We start from the raw sequence: 21,164 nt of genomic DNA, 5'->3' as shown, positions 1-21,164 counted from the left end.
TTATAATCCAGCCTGTTTATAATGACGCTCTCTGATCTCGTCTATCTGCTGACACAGCAAAGTTAACTCGTTCAAAGCGCGTGAAGTCATCCGATGAAGTTGATTTTCATCCGGATGAATAAATGCGTTATTTTTTACCGCTGGAATATCTGACCACTGTTTCCAGTTAATTTCATCAGTAATAGATCTTGCACTAGAACGTGGCTGAATAATCAGCTGAGGATTTTTTAATACCACTTGTTCTAAATTTATTTGTGGATAATCTGTTTTACTTTGCACAAACGGGTTATTGGCGCGACAAATATTGATCAAGTGTTGTGGCCACGCATTGGCGGCAATGCTCGTTAATGGTCTTGGCCATAACTCATAAAATGCACTTACCCATGGTTTGTCTTGATACTGCTGTTTGATCTTATTCAGCTTTGCCAAATAGCCAATCGCTTGTTGTTCGGCTTGTTGCTCTAAACCCGTTAACTCACCAAAACGGCGAAACTCACCGGCAACATCTTCTGGGCTATGTGGATCAGAATAAACAATTCGAATGCCAAATTTTGCTAGGCGTTCTAGATCATCCGTTGGGTTACCTGTTTTCCACGCGATGATAAGGTCAGGATCTGCCGCTAAAATATCTTCAATGTTTAATCTGGCGTAATTACCAATTCTTGGGATGCTTTTTGCGGCCTCGGGGTAGTCAGAGTGATCTGTAGTACCAATGACCCTATCGCCCGCACCAATTTGGAACAGGTTTTCAACAATATGAGGCGCAAGAGCAATAATGCGTTTCGCCTCTTTTGTTTGTTGCTCGGCGTTAGCTTCAGGTGATACAAAGGCTAAAGTTAACAGCACTAAGCTGACGATGGTTTTCATTACCAATCAATCCCTTTTTGCACTTTAATGCCCGCTTCAAAAGCGTGTTTTATTGATTGAACTTCCGACACAGTATCGGCAATTTCTATCAAACGGCGATGTGCTGCGCGGCCAGTCACAACAACGTGCTGTCCTTCTGGACGATTAGCAATGGTTTCTAAAACATCGTCAATATCTAAATAGTTATACTTGAGCATATAGGTCAGCTCATCTAACAACACGGTATTGATGCTTTCATCGTTTAATAGCTTTTTCGCTTCTTGCCAAACAATTTCAGCTGCTGCCATATCAGTTTCTTTGTTTTGCGTTTCCCATGTAAAGCCTGTTTTCATCACGTAAAACGGTACGCCATGTTGCTCCAATAAGTTACGCTCACCACAGTCCCAAGTGCCTTTAATAAACTGACAAACTGCCGCTTTTAAGCCGTGCCCTACTGAACGAGTGACAACACCAAAACCTGCAGTAGATTTTCCCTTGCCGTTACCGGTGATCACTAACAACAACCCTTTATCATCTTTGGCTGCCGCGATACGAGCATCAACTTTTTCTTTGATCTTTTGTTGTCTTGCTTTGTGTTTATCTTGCTTGTCCTGATCGTTCATTACGCTCTCCAGTTAACTAGTGCTTGTTCTAATTTTTCTAAATCTAAATGTTGTTGACACGACTGTGCCAGTTTTTCGATCGCTTGTTCTTGTATCTCTGATAAATCTTGCTGCGCTTGCAATGAAACATTACACCACTTCGCCAACAATGAAATGGCATTATTCTGGTCGAACACGCCATGTAAATAACAACCCGCCACTTGCTGATCGTCACTAATAGCACCATCGATTTTGTCACTAAAGTGTAAAATCTGTTGAATAGTTGCCGTCAGTTGGCTTTTACCAACATGAATTTCATAACCTGCTACCGATACTCGTTCACCAGCCAGTTCAAGTATGGCTTGTTGATTGACTAAGGTTTTATCACCTGTTAATTCGGTTGTGATAGGTAGTAACCCTAAGCCTTCACTTTCACCGGGTTGCCCCTCCATGCCTGACGGATCCGCAATGAATTCGCCCAACATTTGATAACCACCACAAATGCCAAACACTTTACCTTGATAACGTAAATGACGATGTATTTGTTTATCCCAGCCTTGCTGCTTCAAAAAGGCTAAGTCTTGGCGAGTATTTTTACTGCCTGCCAGAATAATTAAATCAGCGGGCGGTAAATCTACTTGAGCCACTTCGGAAGAATAAACAAACTCTAAATCTATCTCAGGGTGAATACGTAGCGCATCAAAGTCATTGTGATTACTCATGCGTGGTGTCACCGGCACTATTACTTTGAGCTTAGTGTTTTCCTTTTGTTGATCTTGCACAACCGCATCTTCTGCTGCGATATGCAGACCATGAATGTAGGGTAAAACACCTAAGACCGGCTTACCGGTTTTTTGCTCTAACCAAGTTAGGCCAGATTCCAATAACTTAATATCGCCACGAAAACGGTTAATAACAAAGCCGACAACACGTTGCTGCTCTGACTCCGACAGTAATTCCAAGGTGCCAACTAAATGTGCAAATACGCCACCTTTGTCGATATCAGCAATAATAATCACGGGGCAATCCGCCTCTTCGGCAAACCCCATATTGGCAATATCATTAGCACGCAGGTTAATCTCCGCTGGGCTTCCAGCGCCTTCTACCACCACACGATCGTAGTTTGAGGTTAACAATTGATGTGACTCAAGCACCGCTTGCATCGCCACTTTTTTGTAATCATGGTAAAGCACAGCATCCATTCGATTAAGCATTTTACCGTGAATAATCACTTGTGCTTTTCTATCTGATTCAGGTTTAAGTAACACCGGATTAAAGTGTACCGATAGCGGCACTCGAGCAGCAATCGCTTGCACTGCTTGCGCTCGACCTATTTCTCCACCATCAGGTGTTACCGCGCTGTTTAACGCCATGTTTTGTGGCTTAAATGGCGCAACCTTTAAGCCCTTGTCGGCATAAATGCGACAAAGCGCAGCAACAAGCGTGCTTTTACCAGCATCACTGGTGGTGCCTTGCACCATAATAGTTTTATTCATCAGGCCACTTGCTCCGAAGCTGTCGAAAAGCCATCAAGAGGTTTAGCAATGTGTTTCACGCGCGTGTCATTTTCCTTAACCTCAATGGTTGTTAAGCTACCATTACCAATCGACAATTGGGTGTACCAAAGCGGGTTGCGAAAATCGACATTGAGCACATGCGCCAAAATCATGCGGATCACACCACCATGGCACACCACTAGGGTGTTTTGCTCAAGATGACGAGCTTGTTCAACTAATTGCTGCCATGCATGGCTAACACGATAAGAAAACCCGGTTAATAATTCTGCTTCTGGCAAGCTCTGTTGAACAGGATCTTGCCAAAATTTTTCCAACACTTGCCAGTGTTCAGGTTGTTGATGCAGGGCATCAAAAGGTACTCCGTCATACTGTCCAAAATTCATCTCTTTAATCGCATCTAATGCCTTAGGTGCTGCGAGTGACCTTGAACTAGCAATCAATTGAGCAAGTGACAAACAGCGAATAAGTGGTGAAGTCACCATGTGATCTATCGTAATGTTTTTGCGCTGGCAAAATGCGGTAAAGTCTTGATTAATTTTTTCATTGGTCGCCGGAGTTACGGGTACATCGGTATGACCATATAACGCCGCTTCACCATCAACTTTGCCATGTCGTAATAAATAAATATTGGCCACTATAAATTTCCTTTTAATGTCAATGGAATTCCCGCGGTCACCAAGGTGACTTGTTGCGCATTTGCCGCGATTTGCTGATTTAACCAACCCGCATGATCAACAAACAATCGGTTCAGTTCACCAAGAGGCACAATGCCTAATCCCACTTCATTGGCTACCACGACGATGGTCATTCGTTTGGCTTGCTCAGCAAGCCCTTGTGAAAGTGTTTTAACATGCCCGCTCAGTTGCTCACTTTTATCACTAAAGCTTGCAGTTTCCTCTAGCATTAACAAATGATTACTCAGCCATAAGGTTAAACAATCAAGTAACACAAAACTGTGATCACTGAGTGTGGTTAACTGCTCAATCACTTTTGTTGGTGTTTCAATTAACTGCCAGCCTTGAGATAGACGACCTTGTTGGTGTAAAGCGATACGCTGACGCATTTCGTCGTCAAATGCTTGCGCAGTGGCCAAATAATATAAACGACAGCCGTTGGCACTTTGTTGATGCTGTTCGATAAGCCAGTTTTCTGCAAAGCTCGATTTTCCGCTTCGCGCACCACCGGTAACTAAATGCAACATTAACCCAGGCCTCCAGCCATTGATAAAATGAATAACGCGATCAGAAGTTCAGCCATTTGCTGTGCACCACCTAAACAATCACCAGTAAAACCACCTAAGCGTGCCATTATCCAACGCTTAAATAACCAACGGAAAACGAGTAATACCAGCGCTAAATAAAACACAAAACTAATGCTCACAACGCCAGTTGGTGCAACAACTAATGGCATTAACGCGATGGCAAACAACCACCAACAATCCGAGCTAGATTGCTGTTGTGCTAAAGGTTTACTTTTACTCTCGCTGTCTTCAGTCACATACGGTGTATCAAAAATCAAACTGCCGGCAACAGCACGAGATAAGGCATGAGATAACAGCAAAGCAAAAACTAATAATTCAAGTTCTGCCAAATGAAAAAACAACACCAGCTTTAATGCTGTTGGCAGCACAATCGCCAATGCACCGTAAGTACCTAACCGACTGTCTTTCATAATCGTTAGGCGCTTTTCTACGGTGTAACCGCCACCGATACCATCAGCCATGTCAGCAAGACCATCTTCATGAAAAGCCCCGGTGATTAAAACGCTGACCACTAATAATAAAACGACCGTCACACTTAGCGGTAGAAAGCCACTCAACAAGTGGTAAGTTAACGCAAGTAACAGCGCTACCGTTAAACCCACTAATGAAAAATAACGGCTGGCTTTGTTTAAATCAGCTTCTTTAAAATCAGCAATATGGCCAACAGGTATGCGAGTGAAAAACTGCAATGCAAGGCGAAAATAGCGCCATTGTTGTTCAAACTGCTGATAAATTGGCGTTGCCATTACACCGTCACTCCAGCACTTTCAAAACTGGCCATGTGGTTATAAAAACTTGCTGCTGCGTTTAACAATGGCATGGCTAGTGCCGCCCCCGTACCTTCCCCAAGGCGTAAATCTAGTTGCAATAAAGGCTGGGCATTAAATGCTTTTAACATCGCTTGATGACCGTGTTCATCAGATTGATGCGCAAAGATTAAATAGTCTTTTACGGCGGGATTTATCTGATAAGCGGCCAATGCAGCAGCACTGACAATAAAACCATCAACTAAAACAGGGATATGCGCTTGTGCACAAGCTAAAATAGCGCCGGTAATTTGCACAATTTCAAAACCACCTACTTCACTAAGCAGTGTTAGCGCATTGTCAGTAGCACCCTGAGCAATCGCACGTTCAACACCTTGGCTGATTAACTGTGTTTTCAGTGCTAGTTGCTGCTCGCTAATACCCGTGCCTTTGCCCACTAGTTGCTCGACAGGTTGTTTTAATAATATCGACGCAATCGCGGTGGCCGAGCTGGTATTGGCGATTCCCATTTCACCAAACATCATCACCGTTGCACCTTGTGCTATTTTCTCTTGGACAATTGCCTTGCCCGCCAACAAACCTTGCTCAACTTGTGTCAGCGTCATCGCCGCTTGCTGGCTAAAATCTTGTGTCCCCGCACCTAACCTAGATTCAGTAAAGTTATCTGTTTGCACGGCTAATTCACTGGCAATAGGCAATAAGATGCCCGCATCAACAATATGTAATGGCAGCGAATTGCTCTGGCAAAAACAGTTAATTGCTGCGCCTCCATGGATAAAATTTAACACCATTTGTTGCGTCACTTCGCTTGGCGCAATACTGACACCTTGTTGTGCAATGCCATGATCGCCTGCAAAGACAATAACCTGAGGAGCTAACTGAATGTTTTGCCATTGTCCGGTGCGCTGCGCCTGAATATTAGCGAGCTGCCTTGCAAGTTGCTCCAACTGACCAAGCGCGCCTAGCGGCTTGGTTTTGCTGTCAATCTGCTGTTGAATTTGTTGCGAAAATTCACTGCCAAGTGGCGATACATCAAACATAGCTAGATTAAACATGGTTACATCCTACGCATTAAAAAGAGGAAAAAGACACTGCCAATCACAGAGGTGATCACGCCAATGGGGATTTCTTGTCCAGTGACTATGGTTCGAGCAACAACATCTACCCAAACCAAAAAGCAGCCACCAATCAGCCCAGCACTTAACAATAACTTTGCCGTGGTGATGCCAAAAAATGGTCGAACAATGTGCGGGATCATTAAGCCAACAAAGGCAATACCACCACAATAGGAAACAACCACCGCCGTCATCGCTGCACACACCACCAAAGCGACAAGTCGCACTTTATCGACATTAACGCCTAAGGTTCTTGCACTTTCATCGCTAAGTAACAGCGCATCTAATTGCCTTGAAAATACAAGTGCTAACACACAGCTAATCAGTACCACAGGTGCAACATAAGATAATGATTGATAATCGGCACGAGCCAATGAGCCCATCATCCAAAAAATCACACGGTTGGCTGCAAAGGCTTCACCAAAATACAAAATAAAACTACTGATGGCACTGAGTAGAAATGAAACCGCCACTCCAGCAAGCAAAAGATGTTCAATGCGTCGCCAATTATTGTGCATCAACACGGTAATTACGATAAAAACTGCAAAAAGTGCACCTAAAAATGCAGCGAATGGTAGCGAAAACGCTTGAAATTGTTCGGGTAACAAGCCGGATAACGTCGCACCTAAAGCAGCACCGGCAACAATACCAAAAAGATAAGGATCGGCGAGTGGGTTGCGCGTGACATTTTGCATTAAAGCACCTGCTGCCGCGAGCGCAAAACCAGCCAAAAAGCCCATCAAAACACGTGGCAGTCGCACATCTAACAATATGGTTTGATAAATTGAACGCTCACAGGTATTAGTCATACATTGCCAAATATTGGCAAAACCTAGCTCTGCTGCGCCAAAGCCCATCGCTAAGGTTAACGACATGACCACTAAGCCAAGTAGCACTAAAATACCGGGAACAAAAGGTAAGCGAGTATCCACTAACTAACTCCTCCAAAAGAAACACGTACTTTTTGTGTTAGTGGGTGGATATCTATCATGCATGGCAATTTAAACACTTGCTCTAATAGCGGTTGTTGCAGCACGTTTATTGGTGTATCAAAAGCTAATTGTTTGCCGTTAGCCATTAGCAATATCCGATCGCAGTACTGAGCTGCTAAATTGAGATCGTGAATGGTCATTAATACGGTAAAACCAAGCGCTTTAGATAAACTCAGAATTTGATGTTGGTAATAAACATCTAAGTGATTGGTTGGTTCGTCCATGATCAAAATTTCAGGGCGCTGCACTATGGCTCTAGCAATTAAACAACGCTGCTGTTCACCGCCTGACAAGGTGTTGAAATACTGGAACTGCTTGTCGAGCAGGTTCACTTTTTTTAATGCGCTTTCTATAATGGCGCGATCAGCATCGGTATTTAAATCGAAATGGGATTTATGTGGGATCAAACCCATTTTCACAATATCAATAACCGTTAGGTTAAATACCGAATCATAATGTTGACCAACAACAGCCACTTTCTGTGCCAGCTGTTTTCGTGAAAGTGCAACCAATTTCTCACCAGATATCAACACTTCGCCACTTTTAGCGACATGTTCGCCATACAAACATTTAAGCAATGACGTTTTTCCTGCGCCATTTGGCCCAACAATACCGACAGTTTCCCCCTTGTTTTGTGCAAAAGAGATCTGATCGATTATGGCTTTATTGTCAGCATGCCAGACTAATTGATGTGCTTGAAGATGAGGCGCCGTCATAATACTCAGGTAACTGTTATTTTATGCGGCTACAAAGAGGAGTTTGAGCCAATGCTCATTCACCAAGCTATGTTACCCGCATAGTTGTTCTTATACCAATTGGTATCACTTTCTACGGCAGGTCTCCTGACTCATAAGGGTCACCCAAATTTCACCTTCCCAGTTCCGTCCAGTGGTATTGAAATTCAGCCTTATTTACAGTTGCGGGAACAGTTGTGGATTTGCACCACATTCCCTTTTAAGTCTTAGTTACTGCATCTTAGCAATTAGACACCATAAAAATCGGCGGCAACTTTAGCACATTAAAATAGTTAACGCCATATTTTGGATGTTTAGACGTCTATAATCTCAAATTTAATACTCAACCCTAACACCCGCATAAAAACGGCGGCCATTTTGATAAACACCGACGGGAGCCAACTCATTGCGCTCATAGGTATAAATATGTTCGTTAGCTAAATTTATACCTTCAAAAACCAATGATGTATGGGCGTTGAGCTTAAACGATAAATTCACGTCCCATTGACCATAGTCATCGTTGATTTGTTCACCAATGCCTGTCGCCCATTCTGTGCGAAAGTTATAAGACAAACGTGAGCTTACCCAATCGTTTTCAAAATAACCGGTAACATTGAAGCTATGCTCTGAATTTCCAGGAATATCGATATCTTTACCCGTATTTAAGTCTTTACGTTCGCCCTGAACAAAAGTGTAATTGGCGATCAAACCAAAACCATAAAACAACTCTTGTTGTAAGTTCAATTCAACGCCATAAATGGTGCCACCACTACCATTCACAGGGCGGTTGATCACCATATCAATGTTTTCGTAGTTTTCAATTGAACGTTTGATATCAATAAATGACTTTACGTCTTTGTGGAAAGCGGCGATAGAAAATAAGGCAGCTTGATCAAAATACCATTCAAACCCTACATCAAAATTAGTCGCGCGAAATGGTTCAAGCTCAGGATTACCACCAGCGCCTTGCGCCTGTGTCACGTTATAATTGGTCGACGGCATTAAGTGATGATATTCAGGACGAGACATCACTTTTGAAGCAGAGGCTCGCATCACCAAATCTTCAGTTAAATCAATCGCTAAATTAACACTTGGCAATACATCGGTATAATTTTCGTTATGAGTAGACCATTGATATTCATCGTAAATATCTATTTCTGTTGTTTGCTGAAAAGCGCCAGAGTCTTGCTGAGTATGAACAACACGTAAACCAAAATTACCGCGATAATATTCGCCAGAAAAGTTTGCTTTTGCGTATCCCGCGTAACTTTGTTCGCTGATATCAAAACTGCTCGGTTTTTCTTCACCTTGGACAAAAGTTAAGGTGTTAAACGCCTTATTTAACGAGCGGATATCAACAAATGCATAATTTTTTAATGTGTTTTCAGAGCCAACACCTGATAAGTAATCTTTGGGAAACTTTCCTTGAAAATCAGCCAAAGTCCAAGATAAATCGCCAGCTAAACCGTTATAGTCACCATTTTTAGAACGATATCGAATAAAGTCTCTGACGTGCTTTTTATATTTAAGCCCCATTTTGATTGACTGGAAAAACGCCTGATCCCATTGATACTCAAAATCTGCCTGAGCAAAAAATTCTTTATCAGTGGAATCTTGAGCGTCTTTTCTTACCTCTGAAACCTGCCAATTTTCACCAGCCAGTGGGGATATTTGGTATTGGGTGTGAATGTCTTGGGGCGAGTTTAAATCAACGCTGAATTCAGAATTAGCAGACCATTGTGAGGTGAAATCTTTGCTGGTTCCACCAGATGCACGTGTGACACCTATTTGATATTGGTTGTGCCAATAATCGTTATCATGTTCAACATTTAAATGTATTAAGCTGGTTTTTATTTGCGAAGTACGCCAAATGGCTTCCATTGCAGTATTAAATGGAATACCCGTTTCGTTGTTTTCAGGTACTTGAGAATATTTGGCATAAGCTAAAGTGTTATCTTTAATTTGATAATCCAGTATCTTGCCACCTCGACCATATACGGAACTAGGCTGCCACAGAAAGTTTTGATTCGAATTATCGGCATCAAGCTCCGAGTACAAGGTATTGAGCTCTATATTCCAATCGACACTAGGCTGAAACTGCACTAACCACAACGCACTAGATAAAATTCGACGTTGGGTAAACGTTGCTGAACCACCACCACCTGGTGACCAAATATCAGTAAGATCTGCGTTGTCGTCGTCAGTTTGCTGCAATGCTCCTTGCTCATCGATATTGAAATTACGTTCCGCCCAGCCCCAAGACTCTAATCCATCTCGTCGTAAACTACGTTCATGGCGAGTAAGTGAAAACAACATGCCCAAATCTGCACTGTCGTTGATCCAGTTGTAAAATAGTGACACTTGCGGATCTGTTTCACCTGAAGTATCACTGTGTTGCAGCTGCGCTGTGCCAACAAACTTTTGATCTTGTGTTTCTAACGGCGAGTGCGTTTTAATGTTAATTGAACCACCAAGAGAGCCTTCATCATGATCTGCTTGCGGCGATTTATGCACTTCTAACGAGCTAACGATTTCTGAGGGTAATAAGGTGTAATTAAAGCCACGATTAGGCTGAGAAGATATCCACCAATCGGCAGACGCAATATTTTGCCCGTTAATGTAAGTCCGGTTTTGACTTGGTGCAGTGCCTCTAACACCAACCCTTTCGCCTTCACCTTGCACACGATTTAGCGACACACCAGTAATACGTTGCAACGACTCAGCAACATTTTTATCGGGAAACTTTCCTATTTCCTCAGCGGTAATCGCGTCAACAACCGAGTCACTGTAACGTTTAGTATTCATCGACTTAACTATGCTGCCGCGAATACCACGTATTTGAATTTTTTCTAAAGGACTTGCGTCAATAACGTCATTTTTGCTTTCTTGCTGTTTTTCTTGGCCAAACGCACTCATTGCCAAAAAATAAGTACTTAATGACATCAAACAACAAAGTCGCGTTGTTGTATTCATGTTTATATCTTCCAAATTTTTAGCTTTTCACAGGTATTGGTGCGTAGACAAAAAGTAATCAGCTAATTTGGTGTATTTTTATTCTAATTATACTTGTTGTAATTTTTACTTAATGTGTTGAATTAACGAATATTTATTTTAATTTATTTCTGTTAATTCAAACGACCACTATTTTAGATAACTTATTGAAAATCTATCTAGTTTTTCAATTGCACACTTGCCATTGCAAGCATAGAATAGAGGCTTAGCCATAATACGCTTTGTTGTTGTTTTTTACCATTGATAGTTAACATATTTTTATAATAATTTGATGCATTCAGGCCCCCTAGAAAAAATAAAAGTAAACGAAGTTGAAGTAGACTTTGTTGGCCTTAAACTTTTTATTAATCATCAATGGCATGACATTGAAGCACGCCAACTCGGCCTGCTAAAACTCCTGATTGAAAATCACGGTAAAGCAGTTTCTCGAAACGACATCATGAATAGCCTATGGCGAGATACCATAGTCAGTGATAACTCTGTTTCTCAAGCTATAACACAATTACGACGTTCGTTAGGTGATGATAAAGGCACACCGCGATTCATCAAAACGGTGCCCAGAGTCGGTTATCAACTAATCGCTGAACTTGAATATCCTGAGCTGTCTGAGCCAGAACTCAAGCAACGACGAAAAAGCAAAAAGCAATCAATTATTGTTGCCTTGTTAAGTTCGTTATCAGCAATCGCAGTAACCTTGTTTTTGGTACACATTAATCAACCCGAGCTCGCCGCACCAAGTTACCAGTATGAATCTAGACTCACTTCAACGCCCGGCCCAGAAAATTATATAAGATATTCTCCAGATGGTCGTTACTTAGCGTTTAGCCAAATAAGCGAAGATCGTCGACACATGGATCTTGCTGTGTACGACGCCGACACACAATCTGTGCACACCATTAAAAACACGGGTTACAGTGAAGAAGCGCCCGAGTGGTCACCGACCGGTGATTGGTTGGTATATTTTCGTCATGATCCATTTACTTGCGAAATTCGATTAATGACAGTGAAGAACCCTGTCGAAACTTGGCGCATCAGCCCCGATCGACACTTAGCTTTTTGTGAGCCTGGGTTTACCCGTGAAAAAATACACTGGTTGGATGATAACACCTTGTATTTTCAGGCTTGGAAAAATAGTCGGCCAACATTAAACAAACTGACATTAGACGTTTCATCAACGCCAAAAGTTAGCAAGGAAGAACAGTTAGAGCAGTTCTCTCCTATTTTGATGGACATTGATAAATCGTCGAATCAAGCCTTAATTGTTGAAAGAAAAAGTACCGTTAATCAACTTAAACTTGTCGATTTGAATAACTTAAATGAGCAAATCATTTCGGTCAGTGAAAAAGACTACTGGGGACTCAATTGGCATATTCCTGGGCAAAGCTTTTGGTTGGGCAATGAAAACTTAAAATTGATGTCGGTGAACGGTCAATCTGAAGTTGTTTACCAACCGCTCGGTTTTATCACTGACCTTGATCTAAACCCTGTCACTAAGCAGCTTGCCCACACAGAAGGGCTGATCAATGTCAATTTATATACGATGAATTTAGAGAAACATCAAGAATCAGATGAACCAGGAATACGCGTTTCTTCTGCTGCAAGAACCGATGTATTACCTACCCTCTCCAGCGACGGCACACAAACGGCGTTTATTTCTTATCAGCGGCGCGCAATAGATGGCTCACACCGCGCTGAAATTTGGCTAAAAAACAAATATAAAAAAGCAGCTACCCTACTTGCTAACTTACCTGAGCGCATTCAACCAAGGTATTTACTTTGGTCTCCAAACGGTGAAAATCTGTTACTTGGTGATAATAAGTTCAAGCTTTACCTGATTAATATTTTCAGTAAACATATGGTGCCAGTCATTTCTAATTACCAAGGAATTGATGGGGTTAATTGGTCAGAAGATGGCAAAAGCTTTACCTTCACCGCAAATCACTCAGACGAAGCCCAATTATGGCGATACAGCTTACAAACGGAAACCTCTGAATTATTGAGTAAATTACCGAATAAAAATGCTGAAAACTCTGAGATTACTTTAGACAATGTGAAAGTATTAAATCCGTCTTATCGCAACTACACGCAATCTTTAGCTGATTTTTTAGCAACCACAGTTCAAGAACTCTTACCTGTTGACAGTTTATTACCATCATTTGCTTTGTATCGACCTTTTATCTATCAAAATGGCATCTATTACGTGGTTAAACAGGGCCATGAATTAACCTTATATAACTACAGTTTTAGTGATCAACTCAACACTAAGATAGCCCTACTAGGCAACCATGAACAAGACGTGCATATTTTATTAAGCTTATCGGCATCAGACGATGGTAAAGAGGTGGTGTATTCTAAACTAGAAGAGTTGGAAACCGATATTTCAGTTCAGCGCCCAATCGCGCGAGAGGATTAATACCTGTTGAAGCTGAGGGTTGAATAAAACATAGTGCTACACCAAAAAAACTATAACTTATGTTGTTGTTGGTAGGCTTGAAGTTTTGCCAAATGCCATTCACGCTCTTTAGCATATTTTATCGCTTTATTAATTGCATCACTGGCTAGTGCTTTATCGCCACGTTTAATCGCCATTTTACTTTGACTAAACCACAGGTCTGGATGTTGTGCATCATGCTCAAGTGCCAGTGTTAAATAATTCACTGCTTGCACAAACTCTTCATTTTCAATTAACACGTCAATTAAATCGCGCTGTGCTCTAAAGTGACCTTGATTAGCCGCCATGGTTAACCAACGTTTTGCTTTGTCTTGGTCGTATTCAACAAAACGCTTATCAAGCAGCTCCCTACCTAAACGGTATTGAGCATAAACAAAGCCTGACTGTGCGGCATTTAAAATCCAATTTAGGCCTTTTTTGCGGTCAGTTTGTGTAAACTCCCCCCGCAGTAAATTAGTACCTAACCGATATTGTGAATTGGGATAACCATTAATCGCCGATTTCAATAACAAGTCAGAACTGGCAGTGTCTTGTTGCCAGTGATAACGCAACAATTTAGTTGCATTGTGCTCGTCAGCATTTAGCCAATTGGCAATATAATACTGTACTAGTGCATTGCCTTGTTCAGCGCTTTCAATAAGCTCACTGATTTTACGCTGATACTGTTTCTTTTGACTGGCAAAACTCGCCTTGTAACGTTTTCCTTTGAAAGTAGTAAAGTGATAGAGCAAAGAACGACTGGAGTAATTTTGTGCCACACCATCAACCCGATAAGGCTCATATCGCCAACGTCTTACAGCGTTATAAATTGCACGATTAAAGGTTTTATCGGGAAATGCATCAATAATATCAACATCTTTTACCGCTCCGCTGGCATCGACATCAAATTCTAACCAAACCCAGCCTTCTATACCTTTTTCATACGCAGATTGTGGATATTTGGCATCAACAGTATGTATACGCAGTGGTGGTTCAGTGTTTTTTTCAGTAAATTTTTCAGCGCTAAATATCGGCTGTAATGTTTGTTCAAATTGGCGAAAGCTAATTGATTTTTGTAATGCCTGATATGCCTGTTCAAGAGTCGAATGTTCAGTTTGAGCGGCAATTAACTGGGCTGCGTCTCTTGCTTCGTCTAATCCAAAGTCTGCTGCCAATCGAAACCAAGCATTAGCTTGTGCAAGATCTTGCTCAACACCTTGGCCATGCAGAAACATTACGCCAACATTAAAAATTGCGTCTTCGTTGCCAAGTTTGGCTAAGCGGGAGAATTCGGCAAATGCCTCACTGTAATTGCCATCGTTATAATCTAAGGTCGCAGATAACAAATCTGCCTTTGCTGGAAAACAAACAGTCAACAAAACAACAATGATAAGACGATAGAAGATGTTCATCATGCGCAGCTAATATACCGTTTGCGCCACCCGAACAAAATTTGCATGTTCCAAATTAGTTTTCCAATAATTCACAATAGCTTACTAGAGAGATTTTTATTTTTTAAATCATTCTACTGACTTTGTTTAATGATTGCTCGCAAAATTTAGCCTTTCGAAAAAAAAACACGAGCCCTAATCAATGTTTGATTAAAACCCGTGCCACCAAGGATGTGTGTAAGGGAAAGCCTTGTCCTCGGAAAAAAGATACCAACAACCGGGAATTGAAAGTTATTGATATTTGCTAGGGCCTTTCGACCCTAGCGTTAAGCGCTTACTTCATTAAAAATTAAAGCGAACACCTGCAACGTAACGACGTCCATCTGCATACAGGCCTGTCAGCGCATTTTTCACGCCTTCTTCTTGATAGCTAAATGTTTTTTCGTTCGTTAAGTTAACACCTTCTAACACTAAGGCTAGGTTTTCATTGATGTTATAGGTTAAGTTGGCATCAACTTGACCATAATCATCGACGTAACCAGGCCAGCCGCGACCAGTGTCGTAACCCGTACGGAAGTTATAAGAAATTCGACCACTAATGACGTCATTCTCATAGTACGCACTCAAGTTAATCGTGTGATCTGAGTTACCAGGAATGGTGACATCATTGCCATCAGCATCCTTTGCTTCGCCATCTACATAGGTGTAGTTAGCTGAAACACCAAATCCTTCATAGATTTCTTGCTGATAGCCAAGCTCTAGACCCTGAATAGTACCGCCTTTACCATTAACTGGGCGGTTAATTAAGATCTCAACACCTTCGTGCACTTCTAAGCCTGCTTTTGCATCAATAAACGACTGTACGTCTTTATGGAAAAACGCCGCTGAGAAAATGCCAGCTTCACTGAAGTACCACTCAATGCCTAAATCAAATTGTGTTGCACGATATGGGTCAATGTTTGGATTACCACCTGAACCGGTTTGGGTTTCTTTGTTGTATGAAGTTGATGACGTCATATCTGCATAGTCTGGACGCGACATAACACGTGCTGCTGAAAAACGAAGCACAACATCGTCAGATAAATCAACCGCCAAGTTTAGACTTGGTAAAATATCAAAGTAGTCGCTGTCTTGTGTTGACCAAACTTCTGCACCTGTTTCACCTACATATGCCGATGAACTTTGATCAGTTTGTACAATACGAACACCTAAATTACCGCGCAGACCATCTGCCTCAATATCAGCTTTGATATAACCAGCTAAGATTTTCTCTTCAATTTCAAATGTACTTGCTTTTAGTACACGGTAATCCCAACCCAATGCATCACCTTCGCGACGAATTTTATCTGAATCAGTAATGGCATAATCACGGAGTGTACCGCTTGAACCTTGATCTGATAAAAAGTCAGACGGCATATCAAGTGAGTAGTCAGCTAAACTCCAACCCAAATCTGTTTTAGCATCAGTTGTGTGTTTTGTGTTGAAACGTGTATGGTCACGGTACTTCACCCCCATTTTGATGGCACTAAAAATGGCAACATCAATTTCGCGTTCAAAATCGAACTGTACGTAATGTTCGTCATCTTTAGCATCGTTAGAGTCATAACGTAGGAAGTCTAAGTTCCATAACGTGCCATCTGCTGGATCTTTTTCATACCAAGTTTTCATGTCTTCAACACTTGAGGCATCGTATCCATGAACTGAGTTTCCGCCCCAACCTACACTACGATCTTGCTGTGAGCCACCAGTGCCCTCTGTATAACCAAAATGCATGCTTGATTGCCAAACATCACCTTGGTGATCCACTTTTAAGTCATAAGATTTTGTTTTTAGTTCTGAGTTACGAACTTTGGTTTCATCTAAGATGTTGTTACCGTCTGCAGACTCACCTAAGGTACCTGCGATTAACATCTTGCCAACTTTTTTATGGTCAATAATGGTTACATCTGTGTACTGTGAACCGCCGTATTCAGGAAGCCACAAAAAGTTTTGGTTTTCATTATCCATTTCCATGGTGGAATCTAGCGCATTAAACACCACGTCAATCGTATCACTTGGACGATATTGCAAGGTTAAATTTGCACCGGTACGAACACGTTCTTGGCTAAACATGGCAGAGCCACCGCCACCTGAGCTATATACGTTTTCATGCACAGTACCATCGGCCATGGTGATATCGCGATGTGCCCAACTCCACGACTCAATACCATCACGACGTAAGCTACGCTCTTGGCGAACAACTGACACCATAGCACCAAAAGTTTCGTCTTCGTTTTTCCAGCTATACATACCTGAAACAACAGGATCTGTTTCGCCTGATACGTCAGAATGCTGAGCTAATACAGAGCCAGCAATTTTGCCTGCTTCCATATCAAGTGGCTGGCGTGTTCTAACAATAACCGTACCACCGATAGAACCCTCATCGATATCAGCTTCCGGTGATTTGTAAACCTCTAAACCTGAAACTATTTCAGATGGCAGCATAGTGTAGTTAAAACCACGGTTTGCCGCAGAGTTAGTCCACCAGTCTGCAGAGCCAACTGCCTGGCCGTTTAGTAAGGTTCTGTTTTGGCTCTCTGTGGTACCACGAATACTAACACGCTCACCTTCACCGAAGTTACGAGTGATAGAAACCCCCGTAATACGCTGTAAAGACTCTGCTACGTTTTGGTCAGGAAATTTACCAATATCTTCAGCGGTTACCGCATCAACAATAGAATTTGAGAATCTCTTAGTATTTAGAGACTTAACAACACTTCCGCGAATACCACGAACTTGAATCGTTTCCACTTCTTCTGTAGATGCTTTTTTAGTTTCTTCAGCAACAGCTGCTTGTGTAAATGATAAAGCACTTGCAACCAGTACAGATTGAACTGCCCAATTGACTTTATTTAATTTAAACTTTTGCATTTTCATGCTCCGACACGCTTTTAGTTTTTATAGTTGACGCCGATCTCTAAAAGAGACTTTTGCCTACGTTCCCTTAACACTGTGCAGATAAACTAGCTCGATAACCTAGGTGAAAATTTTACGTTTTCAACTCTGACGTGTTACCGATACTGCTCAATCACTAGCCACTCACTATCTAACACTGGCATTTATCTAATTGCAGTCAGCTTGAAGAGTCTTGAATCGGTATGAAAAGTTGTGAATTTGAAATTAATATTTTTTAACCATTGTTTTATATAGACTTTATTATTTTACATTTTTATCAAAGTTAACCGAGAAAAACTGGTTGATGAGTGACGGATTCACAAATAAAACCTTAGATTAAAAGTTATGATGCACATCACCTGTTCATAAAACAAACTAAACACTGAATTTTTACAGGCAAAAAATATTATTTACTCCGATCGAAATGATGAAATTAAGATCTCATTTAAAATCATTTTTTGGATTTAGTGATAGATAAAAATCACGGAATTGAAATTAGAATAAATGAAAAACAAAAATGAATATTTATTCAGAAAATACTAAACAGCCAAGCATTAACTTTAAATGCCAAGTAACACAAATAATGTAAATAATATTGAGATAGGTTACAGTTTCTTTGTTGGCTCGGAGGATATTTTGCCGCTTTTAATTAACTTTATTGTATTTAGTGCCCTTATTTATCCTTTTAATAAATTTATTACTTGGTTGTGTTCTGGACTCACAACAGATAAACATAATTTGTATAAGAAATAGTGCTAAATCAAAGAAAACAATAAGTAGCAGTTTCTTATATTTCTAGGTCGATATTTTTGCCTGAATTCAAGGCATTTTGCAGCAGGAATAGCTAGCTATTTCGCTTCAAAATAACGCAGAAGTCAGTAAAAATAGCAGTCAAGAACTTAGCAGCACTTATAGTTGTTGGCTTTATTCACTGCATACGTTACTTTAATCGAATAATGTATGCTTTTATCGTGCAATATACATTCATGGAGGAATCGTTATGTATAGAAAGTCATTAATCTATTGTATTTGTATCTTTGGCATCATAGCAACTGGCTTTATATCAGCGCCCTTTTTTAAATCGCTAACTCCAAGCGAAGCAGCGCTAACTAAATATCCACATTTTAATATTTCAGATTTGCAACTAAACCAAACCGTTGAATTTAAAACCCCTTTCACCAGTATTTTTGTCACAAAAACAGCTAAAGAAGCATCATCACTTGTAGTGCACTACATTCCCAAACGAGATGGCTATTATCTTCTTCCGGAGTTTGACTGGTCAAAACCCATTGCAGAATGCACGTCATTTAAGTTTAAAGAGGTATATCAATGTGTGGAGATAGAAAACACTGAGCATTGTGAAGAAAATTATCAATGCATAATGAAATGGGATAAAAATGGCAAGTATATTGGCGACCCAATAGTCAAGAACAAACCTGTTTCTGATTTAAAGTCTCCTAGATATCAAATCAAAGGCGATGATTTAATATTGTTACAAATGTAGGTACCCGCAGAAAATCTAGAAACAACATAAATGAGTGTTCTATACCAAATTAGCGGGTACTATTAACCCTAATACTTGGGTATTCTCGGTGTAGTTAAATGCTCTTGAGCAACATATCAAGGCAAGTTAGGCTTCAATATGTAGCGATTTGTCATAATATTTATTGCAGTCAGTTTATGGAGATTCTAATGAAGACAATTGGCATGCTGGGTGGAATGAGCTGGGAGTCAACAGTTAGCTATTACAAAGCAATAAATGAATCAGTCAAAAATCGCTTAGGTAGCTTGCACTCAGCTAAAATATGTATGTATAGCGTAGACTTTGATGAAATTGAAAAGCTGCAACATCAAGGAAAATGGACTGAAACTGCAGAAATTTTATCAAAAGCAGCACAAAATATAGAAGCGGGTGGCGCAGATTTTCTACTGATATGCACCAACACTATGCATAAGGTTGCTGCACAAATTGAATCATCTATTTCAATTCCCATTCTTCATATTGCAGATGCTACTGCCAAAACGCTGGTATTGGACAATATCAAAAAAGTTGGCTTGCTTGGCACCCGTTTCACAATGGAACAAGATTTTTATAAACAACGAATTATCGACAAATTTGCTATAGATGTTGTTGTACCAAGTGCCGATGAGCAAACCATTATTCACGACATTATTTATAAAGAGTTGTGTTTGGGTAAGATTAAAGGAAGCTCGAGACAAGAGTATTTAAAGGTTATTAACAATTTACATTCTCAGGGAGCTCAAGCGATTATCTTAGGTTGTACCGAAATCGCCTTATTGGTAAAACAATCGGATACTGATATTCGTTTGTACGACACTACAGCAATCCACGCTGAGGCTGCTGTAAAACTAGCGTTAAGCCAGTAATTTCAAATCACACTCAATAACAAAGGTTATAGATCCGTTGATCAGAACCCTATAATAAAAACCCCGTAAAATAACGGGGTTTTAACATTAAAAACTTCAATGAATTAGTCAATTAAATCCAAAAGCTCAAGTCTTTCTTTTGCGAGCAAATATCTTGCTCGAACGTCATCAATTTGCTGTTGAGTTAATGCCTTACCCAAAGTGCGGAGCCCACCATTCGCATCATTGTGATGAAGACCAAAAGCAAACTTCAGATATTCTAATAGCAAAGGTTGAGCATCTAGATATGAAATGGAGTTCATCGCCTGAGATATTTTATTTGCCTCTGCCCATTCGCCATTATTAACGTACTCTTGCATGGTTACACTAGCTTTTGGAAAGATACAACCAACACCAGTAATGCCGCCGCATGCACCAGCGAGCCCTGCATGTACAGTTACTGTATCAACACCGGCCAAAATTTTTGTCTCTTTATTCTCTAACACTAGTGTCTCAATAACTGAAACATCGGTTGTCGATATTTTAAGCGCAGTGACTTCAGGCAAGGCTGCAAGCTTTTTAAGTAGGTCAGTTGAGAGCGCATGGTACCCTGCTGCATCAGGGTTGTTATAAGGCATGATGGTGATGCCTGCCTCTTTTGCCGCGGCTGCAGATTGCGCATAGTACGCATACATTTCTTCATCAGTTGGTGTTTCTTTCGTTTTTGGTGGCATCACCATGACAGTATTCACACCAACCGTCGCTAAATCTTTAACTATTACGGCAAGCTCTTCTTTAGTTTCTGCTGCAGCGCCGCTAATTAATGGCACGTTAAACTCTTTAGCAACTTCGGCAAGGGCTTTAAGTAGAGAAAGACGTTGTTCAGTGCTTAGGTAGCTATTTTCACCTAGCGTACCAGAGCCAACGAGCCCTCCCATTCTTGTGCCACCTTTCCCTTGAACTTTTAAAATATCTGCGGCGTATTTTTGTGTGGCTGTAAAATCAATTTCTAACGAACCCGACGCTGACTCTTTTAACCATGTAAATACCGCTGGCATAACCGTATTTCGCCAATCTGTGCTATTTGTTTTCATCTTAATTTCTCTAATTACCAAACAAAATTGTATACATTATACCACTAGATTTATATTAGTTAAATCACCTTTAGTAATTCCTGCGCTTTAAAGGGTTTTGA

The 21,164-nt window shown here is 40.8% G+C and carries 16 protein-coding genes and 1 riboswitch; of the genes, 3 read left to right on the top strand and 13 right to left on the bottom strand.

The genetic code is table 11. The annotated features are described in order from the left end of the window. The 10 genes from IE199_RS01345 to IE199_RS01300 form a co-directional block, all read right to left on the bottom strand. Entirely contained in the window at positions 1-867 is an 867-nt protein-coding gene (locus tag IE199_RS01345; RefSeq protein ID WP_189766917.1) for a cobalamin-binding protein, read from the bottom strand. Then, positions 867-1,469 (bottom strand): cob(I)yrinic acid a,c-diamide adenosyltransferase, encoded by a 603-nt coding sequence (gene cobO, locus IE199_RS01340; protein ID WP_189766916.1) that lies wholly within the window; start codon positions 1,467-1,469, stop codon positions 867-869. The genes IE199_RS01345 and cobO overlap by 1 nt, the downstream gene beginning before the upstream one ends. Further along, entirely contained in the window at positions 1,469-2,944 is a 1,476-nt protein-coding gene (locus tag IE199_RS01335) for a cobyric acid synthase (RefSeq protein WP_189766915.1), read from the bottom strand. Before IE199_RS01335 ends, cobO begins: the two co-directional genes overlap by 1 nt. Continuing rightward, positions 2,944-3,600 carry a histidine phosphatase family protein gene (locus IE199_RS01330; protein ID WP_229854462.1) on the bottom strand — a complete coding sequence of 219 codons (657 nt, stop codon included), beginning with the start codon at positions 3,598-3,600 and terminating at the stop codon, positions 2,944-2,946. Before IE199_RS01330 ends, IE199_RS01335 begins: the two co-directional genes overlap by 1 nt. Beyond that, on the bottom strand, positions 3,600-4,166 hold the full coding sequence (gene cobU / locus IE199_RS01325) for a bifunctional adenosylcobinamide kinase/adenosylcobinamide-phosphate guanylyltransferase (protein ID WP_189766914.1): 567 nt from the start codon (positions 4,164-4,166) through the stop codon (positions 3,600-3,602). Before cobU ends, IE199_RS01330 begins: the two co-directional genes overlap by 1 nt. Then, the gene (locus IE199_RS01320; RefSeq protein WP_189766913.1) at positions 4,166-4,972 is read right to left on the bottom strand and encodes an adenosylcobinamide-GDP ribazoletransferase; all 807 of its coding nucleotides are present in this window, start codon (positions 4,970-4,972) and stop codon (positions 4,166-4,168) included. The genes cobU and IE199_RS01320 overlap by 1 nt, the downstream gene beginning before the upstream one ends. Next, entirely contained in the window at positions 4,972-6,048 is a 1,077-nt protein-coding gene (cobT, locus tag IE199_RS01315) for a nicotinate-nucleotide--dimethylbenzimidazole phosphoribosyltransferase (protein WP_229854461.1), read from the bottom strand. The genes IE199_RS01320 and cobT overlap by 1 nt, the downstream gene beginning before the upstream one ends. Before the next feature lie 2 nt (positions 6,049-6,050). Next, positions 6,051-6,983, bottom strand: a complete 933-nt coding sequence (locus IE199_RS01310) for a FecCD family ABC transporter permease (protein ID WP_189767294.1) — start codon at positions 6,981-6,983, stop codon at positions 6,051-6,053. A 56-nt stretch (positions 6,984-7,039) separates the two neighbouring features. Further along, a complete protein-coding gene (locus IE199_RS01305) occupies positions 7,040-7,816 on the bottom strand; it encodes an ABC transporter ATP-binding protein (protein WP_189766912.1) in 777 nt (258 codons plus the stop codon). Between the two features lie 99 nt (positions 7,817-7,915). Continuing rightward, a riboswitch (cobalamin riboswitch) is annotated at positions 7,916-8,109 on the bottom strand. A 61-nt stretch (positions 8,110-8,170) separates the two neighbouring features. Further along, positions 8,171-10,807: a TonB-dependent receptor gene (locus tag IE199_RS01300; RefSeq protein WP_229854460.1), complete on the bottom strand. Its 2,637-nt coding sequence runs from the start codon at positions 10,805-10,807 to the stop codon at positions 8,171-8,173. Positions 10,808-11,117: 310 nt separating this feature from the next. On the opposite strand from IE199_RS01300, the gene IE199_RS01295 reads away from it, so the two are divergent. After that, positions 11,118-13,259, top strand: a complete 2,142-nt coding sequence (locus IE199_RS01295) for a winged helix-turn-helix domain-containing protein (RefSeq protein WP_189766911.1) — start codon at positions 11,118-11,120, stop codon at positions 13,257-13,259. A gap of 50 nt (positions 13,260-13,309) precedes the next feature. Here the strand turns inward: IE199_RS01295 and IE199_RS01290 are convergent, their stop codons facing one another. Then, a complete protein-coding gene (locus IE199_RS01290; RefSeq protein ID WP_189766910.1) occupies positions 13,310-14,692 on the bottom strand; it encodes a TonB family protein in 1,383 nt (460 codons plus the stop codon). Between the two features lie 318 nt (positions 14,693-15,010). After that, positions 15,011-17,578, bottom strand: coding sequence for a TonB-dependent receptor (locus IE199_RS01285; RefSeq protein ID WP_189766909.1), 2,568 nt, complete (start codon positions 17,576-17,578; stop codon positions 15,011-15,013). Positions 17,579-18,602: 1,024 nt separating this feature from the next. Between IE199_RS01285 and IE199_RS01280 the strand changes: the two genes are divergently transcribed. Together IE199_RS01280 and IE199_RS01275 are read left to right on the top strand one after the other, a co-directional pair. Further along, positions 18,603-19,106 (top strand): hypothetical protein, encoded by a 504-nt coding sequence (locus tag IE199_RS01280; RefSeq protein ID WP_189766908.1) that lies wholly within the window; start codon positions 18,603-18,605, stop codon positions 19,104-19,106. Positions 19,107-19,294: 188 nt separating this feature from the next. Continuing rightward, positions 19,295-19,990 carry an aspartate/glutamate racemase family protein gene (locus tag IE199_RS01275; RefSeq protein WP_189766907.1) on the top strand — a complete coding sequence of 232 codons (696 nt, stop codon included), beginning with the start codon at positions 19,295-19,297 and terminating at the stop codon, positions 19,988-19,990. Between the two features lie 104 nt (positions 19,991-20,094). Here the strand turns inward: IE199_RS01275 and IE199_RS01270 are convergent, their stop codons facing one another. Next, positions 20,095-21,063, bottom strand: a complete 969-nt coding sequence (locus IE199_RS01270) for a dihydrodipicolinate synthase family protein (RefSeq protein ID WP_189766906.1) — start codon at positions 21,061-21,063, stop codon at positions 20,095-20,097. Positions 21,064-21,164: the final 101 nt, after the last annotated feature.

This window comes from Thalassotalea marina (genome assembly GCF_014656435.1).
Lineage (GTDB): Bacteria > Pseudomonadota > Gammaproteobacteria > Enterobacterales > Alteromonadaceae > Thalassotalea_C > Thalassotalea_C marina.
Note: the sequence above shows the minus strand (reverse complement) of the source record. Positions and strands in the feature narration are given on the sequence as shown.